Origin of the sequence: Nocardiopsis lucentensis DSM 44048 (genome assembly GCF_000341125.1) — a bacterium.
Classification (GTDB): Bacteria; Actinomycetota; Actinomycetes; order Streptosporangiales; family Streptosporangiaceae; genus Nocardiopsis; species Nocardiopsis lucentensis.
The window spans coordinates 1-3,271 of sequence record NZ_ANBC01000779.1; the positions used below are offsets into that span (position 1 = coordinate 1).

General features: G+C 73.9%; 4 protein-coding genes. 1 reads left to right on the top strand and 3 read right to left on the bottom strand.

Annotated features, from left to right (window positions below; genetic code table 11):
- Nucleotides 1–703 (top strand): NAD(P)-binding protein (locus D471_RS0127205; RefSeq protein ID WP_017601541.1); only part of this gene is annotated, 703 nt, incomplete at its 5' end.
- A gap of 63 nt (nucleotides 704–766) precedes the next feature.
- Here the strand turns inward: D471_RS0127205 and D471_RS36470 are convergent.
- From D471_RS36470 to D471_RS0127220, 3 genes are all read right to left on the bottom strand, one after another.
- The gene (locus tag D471_RS36470) at nucleotides 767–1,270 is read right to left on the bottom strand and encodes a DUF2306 domain-containing protein (protein WP_449406580.1); all 504 of its coding nucleotides are present in this window, start codon (nucleotides 1,268–1,270) and stop codon (nucleotides 767–769) included.
- A gap of 311 nt (nucleotides 1,271–1,581) precedes the next feature.
- A complete protein-coding gene (locus tag D471_RS0127215) occupies nucleotides 1,582–2,268 on the bottom strand; it encodes a response regulator (RefSeq protein WP_017601542.1) in 687 nt (228 codons plus the stop codon).
- Complete coding sequence (locus D471_RS0127220; RefSeq protein ID WP_083924346.1) at nucleotides 2,265–3,263, bottom strand: sensor histidine kinase; 999 nt, start codon at nucleotides 3,261–3,263, stop codon at nucleotides 2,265–2,267. Before D471_RS0127220 ends, D471_RS0127215 begins: the two co-directional genes overlap by 4 nt.
- Nucleotides 3,264–3,271 lie beyond the last annotated feature (8 nt).

Consider the following 3,271-nt stretch of genomic DNA (forward strand, 5'->3'; position numbering starts at 1 on the left):
CGTGGGACCGGCGGTCGCGGCCGAGCACTCGATCGCCTACCAGCTGGTCTCCAGTGCCCTCATGCTCGGCACGATCGTGTTCACCGCCATGTTCACCGCCGGTCTCATCGAGCGGATGCTCGGTCCCCGCCTCGTCGGCCTGATCGGTTCCCGTACCGTCCCCCGGTTCGGGCACGTGATCGTCGTCGGCATCGGCCAGGTCGGACTCCGACTGTGCTGCGAGCTGCGCCGACTGGGCGTCCCCGTCGTCGGCGTGGAACGGGACCCGCACGCGCCGAACGTACGCCTCGCCCGCTCCCTGGGCATCCCGGTGGTGGCCGGACACGGCGGTGACCGGGCCGTCCTCGAAAGACTCCACCTCCGCCGCGCCCGGGCCCTGGCCGCCGTGGGCTCCGACGACCTGGACAACATCACCGTCTGCATCGCGGCCCAGGGTGTCTCCCCCGGAACGAGGGTCGTCCTGCGGGCGGGTGAGCACGAGGCGATCGCCGAGACCCGATCGCTCCTGCCCCTGGGCACCATCCGTGACGTGACCAGCCTGTCCTCCGCCTACGTGCTGGAGCGGCTCCCCCGCGGGCGCGCCACCGGCGTCATCGCGCACGGACACGACGTGTTCGTACGGCTGCCCGACGGCGCCTTCGCTCCCTGGCCGCTCGCCGCGCGCCGGGGGTGCGGACACGTGGACACCGCGGTCTCCGTGTGAGGGGTGAAGGTCTCGCCCCGCGCCTAGGGACACGGTCCCGGGCAGACCAGCCCCGGTCGGGCCTCAGACCGCCCGCCCAGACCCCGCGGCCCCGAAAACGCGCGTTCTGGCACGCCGCCCCACCGGTCGCCGTTCCCCTCGGCGGATGATCACCTCGGCCACGGCGAGGTTGACCGCCCAGCCCGCGCCCATGAGCAGCGCCCGGGTGAGCTCGCCCGGAGCGCCGAGGAACAGAACCCAGGGCAGGTGGGTGAGGACCTGCGTGCCCGCGCCCTGGCCGATCGCGTATCCGCGGATCATCCAGGCGCGGTGCCGGGCGATGTCGCGCCGCCGTACCGCGACGAGGGCGAGGACGAGGGCCAGGGCCATGGCCGCGCCGAACACGAGGCGTTGAGCGGTGAGGAAGAGGCCGTCGTCGATCTCGGGAAGGTCGTAGAACACGGTCATCCACACCCCCGACAGCGCCGCGACGATCCCCAGCGGTACCAGCAGCCACCCCGACGCGCGATGCCAGCCGATCCACCGGCGGCGCAGCCCCGGAGGGAACTGGACGGNCCCAGGAGGCAGTACACGCTGGCGCTGACGACGTGCAGCACCAGGGGCAGCGGATCAGCGAAGAACCGGGCGTTGTGCGAGGTGACCTCCGCTCCGCCGGTCAGTTCGCCCAGGCGGACGGCACCGGCGATCACCGGAACAGCGCTGAGCGCGAGCAGCGCGACGAGTATGGTCCAGCCCGTTCTGGAGCGGGTCACGGCGAGTCCCTTCGGTCGGCCGACGGCGGCATGGCTCCACCGTGGCCGTCGAGGGGGCTCCGAGGCATCGGCGATCGGGCCCGAACCGGGTCAGCCGAAAGTACGAGGGGCGGACCGTACCGCCGGTCACCCCCGGGCGGTCCCCTCACGGCCGACACCGTTCCTGACACGCTTGGTCTCGTAGGCCCATATCGCGATCTCGACGCGGTTGCGGGCCCCGAGCTTGGCCATGAGGCTGGCGATGTGGGTCTTGACGGTGCTGAGCGAGATGTGGCACTCGTCGGCGATCTCGCCGTTGGTCCGCCCCCGGGCGACGGCGGCGAGGATCTGCTCCTCGCGGCCGGTGAGCGGCTCGACGGGCTGGACCGGCGGTGCGGCCGGACCGGAGTCGGCGAAGGCGTCGAGCAGCCGCGCGGTGACGCTCGGCGCGATGAGGGCGTCGCCCCGGGCGGCGGCGCGCACGGCCTGGGTGAGCAGGTCGGCTCCGGCGTCCTTGAGCAGGAACCCCCGGGCCCCCGCACGAAGGGCCGCGTAGACGTGGTCGTCGAGGTCGAAGACGGTGATGACGACGACGGCGAGGGGGACCTCGACGTCCGGTCCGGCGAGGGCTCGGGTGGCCTCGATGCCGTCGACACCGGGCATGCGGATGTCGAACAGGCACACGTCGGGGCGCAGGCGCCGCGCGAGCGCGACCGCCTCCGCGCCGTCGGCGGCCTGGCCGACGACGTCGATGCCGGGCTGGGCGTCGAGGATCATCGCCAGGCCGGTACGGACGATCTCCTGGTCGTCGGCGACGACCACCCTGATGCTCATGTCGCCGCACCCGCCCGGGGCAGCACGGCGGTCACGGTCCAGCCCCGGTCGGGGTTCGGGGCGGCCTCGCAGGTACCGCCGAGCAGGGCGGCCCGTTCGGTCATGCCCACGAGCCCGTGTCCCGGAGCCGCCGTGGAGCGCGGGACACCGGTATCGCCGTCGTCGCTCACCCGCAGACGCACCGACGCGGCGTCGGCGGTGACGCGGACCTCGATCCGGGTCGCGTGGCGGGCGTGCCGACGGGCGTTGGTGACCGCTTCCTGGGCCAGGCGGAAGATCGCCGCTGCGACCGGCGAGGGAAGGTCGTCGACGGCGCCGGCGATCGCCACGTCGACGGGCGGGCCGGTCCCGTCGCGGCCGACGAGCCGCCGGAGGTCGCCGAGCCCCGGGCTGGGCCCCGGGGCGGCGGTCTCACCCCAGCGCAGGGCCCGGACCATGACGCGCATCTCGGTCAGGGTGCGTGAGGCCTCGGCGTCGATCACCCTGAGCGCCTCGGCCGCGGCGCCCGGTCGGGACTCCGCCACCGCCAGGCCCGCCTGGGCGCGGATCGCGATCGCCGAGACGTGGTGGGCGACCGTGTCGTGCAGGTCGCGGGCCAGACGCTCGCGTTCGAGCAGCCTGACCCGGTCGAGCTCGCGCTCCCTGGCCCCGGCCCGGAAGCGGACCGCCGCGGCCAACGCACAGACCGAGAACAGCACGGCGGAGCCGCCGACGAGATCGGCGAGGCCGGAGGCGGAGCTCTCGAGGGCGATCCGGGTGGTGGAGCTGGCGAACACGATCACCGAACCCGCCACGATCTCGCGTCCGGAGCCCCACCGCACCAGGGAATACGGCAGGAGCAAGAAGCACACCGCCGTGTACATCGGTGCGGACACGCCGCCCGTCACCAGGAGAAGCAGCCCGGGGACGCCGAAGGCGACCGCGAGCGCCGTCAGCGGACGGGTGCGACGCCACAGCAGTGTGGGCACCAGCCCGGCGACGGCCGCCGCCCACAGGAACCGCC

Coding starts and splice junctions, on each gene's coding strand:
- D471_RS0127215 (WP_017601542.1), bottom strand. CDS start 2,268: ATGAGCATCAGGGTGGTCGTCGCCGACGACCAGGAGATCGTCCGTACC.